The organism is Micromonospora sp. MH33, assembly GCF_003013775.1.
GTDB classification, from domain to species: Bacteria; Actinomycetota; Actinomycetes; order Mycobacteriales; family Micromonosporaceae; genus Micromonospora; species Micromonospora fulviviridis.
Window position 1 is genome coordinate 1 of sequence record NZ_MUYZ01000557.1, and the last position, 2,198, is coordinate 2,198.

Here is a 2,198-nt window from a genome sequence, read left to right on the forward strand (position 1 = left end):
GCTGCTGCCCAGCCTGGTCTCGGTGCTGGCCGCGCCGGACCCGCAGCCGGCCCGCCGGCTCGCCCTCGGCCTGGTGGCGCTCGGCGCGGTGCTCGGCGGTGCGGTGCGGCGCTGGCAGGCGCCGGTCCTGCTGGGTGCGGCGACCCTGGTCCCGCTGGCCCTGCACGAGCTGGCCCGGAGCTGGGACCTGCTGCCCCGCTGGATCTTCCTGGGCCTGGGCGGCCTGGCGCTGATCGCCCTCGCCGCCACCTACGAGCGGCGCCGGCGGGACCTGGCCCGGCTGCGGGCCGCGGTGGGCGGGATGAGGTAGGGGTAGCACCACCCCGGGCTGGGGGGTTGCCAGGATTACCCAGCGCGATCGATCCGCGCAGAATCGGTTACGCAGAGTCGCGCCGCCGGCGTGGCACACCAACCGAGGAGCGGGGATCGGATGACCTCATCGACGTTGACGGCGCCGCCGGCACGGCGGGGCAGCGACTACGCGCGGCTGTCCCGCCGGGTCGCCGCCGCGGGCCTGTTCGACCGGCGACCCGGCCGGTACGCGGCCCGGATCGGGATCACCCTGGGCGCCTTCCTGGCCGGCTGGGCCGCGGTGGTGGCGGTCGGCGACTCCTGGTGGCAGCTGCCGCTGGCGGCGCTCATGGCGGTGGCCACCACCCAGGTGGCGTTCCTCGGCCACGACGCCGGCCACCGGCAGATGTTCCGCCGCCGCGGCCCGAGCGAGGTCGCCGGCCTGGTCGCCGGGAACCTCGCGGTCGGGCTGAGCTACGGCTGGTGGGTGGACAAGCACAACCGGCACCACGCCAACCCCAACCACGCCGACGAGGACCCCGACGTCGGGGCGGGCGCGCTGGTCTGGACGTACGAGCAGGCGACGGCGACCCGGGGCGCGAGCCGGTGGATGGCCCGGCGGCAGGCGTGGCTGTTCTTCCCGCTGCTGCTGCTGGAGGGGCTGGCGCTGCACGTGGCCAGCGTGCGGGCGCTGGTCGGCCGGGAGCCGGACGGCCGGTGGCGCACCCCGGTCCGGCACCGCGCGGTGGAGGGGCTGCTGCTCCTGGCGCACGCCGTCGGCTACCTCGGCCTGCTGTTCGCCGTGATGTCGCCCGGCCGGGCGCTGCTCTTCGCGGCCGTCCACCAGGGGCTGTGGGGGCTCTACATGGGCTGTGCCTTCGCCCCGAACCACAAGGGGATGCCGATGCCCACGGAGGAGGACGACCTCGACTTCCTGCGCAAGCAGGTGCTCACCTCGCGCAACGTCCGCGGCGGGCGGTTCGTCGACGTGGCGCTGGGGGCGCTCAACTACCAGATCGAGCACCACCTCTTCCCGAACATGCCCCGGGCCAACCTGCGGCGGGCCCGGCCGATCGTCCGCGCCTACTGTGTCGAGCAGGGCATCCCGTACGCGGAGACCGGGCTGGTCGAGTCGTACCGGCAGGCGCTGGCGCACCTGCACGAGGTGGGCCGCCCGCTGCGGCGGGGCTGAGCCGGCCGGCGAGCGGCGAGGGTCGATTTCCGGCGTGCGTCGAGCGGCGCGGATCGGCCCTGCCGGTAGGGTCGTCGCATGGCAGACCTGCTCACCGCGACGGCGGTGCGAGCCGAGGCGGGGCGGCCGGCCCCGACCCGGCGGACCGACGACACCGTCCGGAGCGCGGCATGAGATTCGAGATCAGCAAGGTGCTGGACGCCATCGAGGGTCGGGTCTGCACCGATCCCTCGCTGGCCCGGGCGGTCGTCGACCTGGCCGAGGTGATCCGCTGGCAGGACCTGGACGGCGGACGGCCGGCCAGCCTGCTGCGGCTCGGCATGGTGATCGACGCGCTGGCCCGGCAGATGGAGGAGGACAGCGTCCCGGTCTACGCGATCGTGCACCGGGCCCTGCTCTCCGACGCGGACCTCACCTCCAACGAGCGGATGGTGGTCCGGCGCTGGGCCGACGACGGGCTGGTCGAGGTGCTCGACCAGCCCGGGGACCGGATGCTGGAGGTGGCCGACCTGCTCGGCCTGCCGGTGCTCAGCCGGGTCCGGTTCGACGGGCTGGGTGGCCGCTGGCCGTGGCTCGGCCAGGCCGGCCGGGTGCTCGCCCCGGTGCCCGGCGCCGGCGGCCCGGTCTTCATCGCGCACGTCGGGGGCGGGCAGAGCCCGGCCTCCGGCAGCCGCTCGCCGGCCGGCGCGAAGCTGCTCGCCCGGCAGTGGCGCTG

At 75.8% G+C, this 2,198-nt stretch carries 2 protein-coding genes and 1 pseudogene; all 3 read left to right on the plus strand.

Translation table 11 applies throughout. The annotated features are described in order from the left end of the window. The coding region (locus B0E53_RS35750) for a hypothetical protein (RefSeq protein WP_210406354.1) at positions 1–310 on the plus strand (310 nt) is incomplete at its 5' end. Between the two features lie 120 nt (positions 311–430). Then, a complete protein-coding gene (locus tag B0E53_RS35755) occupies positions 431–1,483 on the plus strand; it encodes an acyl-CoA desaturase (RefSeq protein ID WP_107079850.1) in 1,053 nt (350 codons plus the stop codon). Between the two features lie 170 nt (positions 1,484–1,653). Next, positions 1,654–2,198: pseudogene (locus tag B0E53_RS35760) on the plus strand (FHA domain-containing protein); the annotation flags it as partial.

What these genes read in the sequence shown, in the direction of transcription:
- B0E53_RS35755 (WP_107079850.1), top strand. Translation starts at nt 431, where the DNA reads ATGACCTCATCGACGTTGACGGCGCCGCCGGCACGGCGGGGCAGCGAC.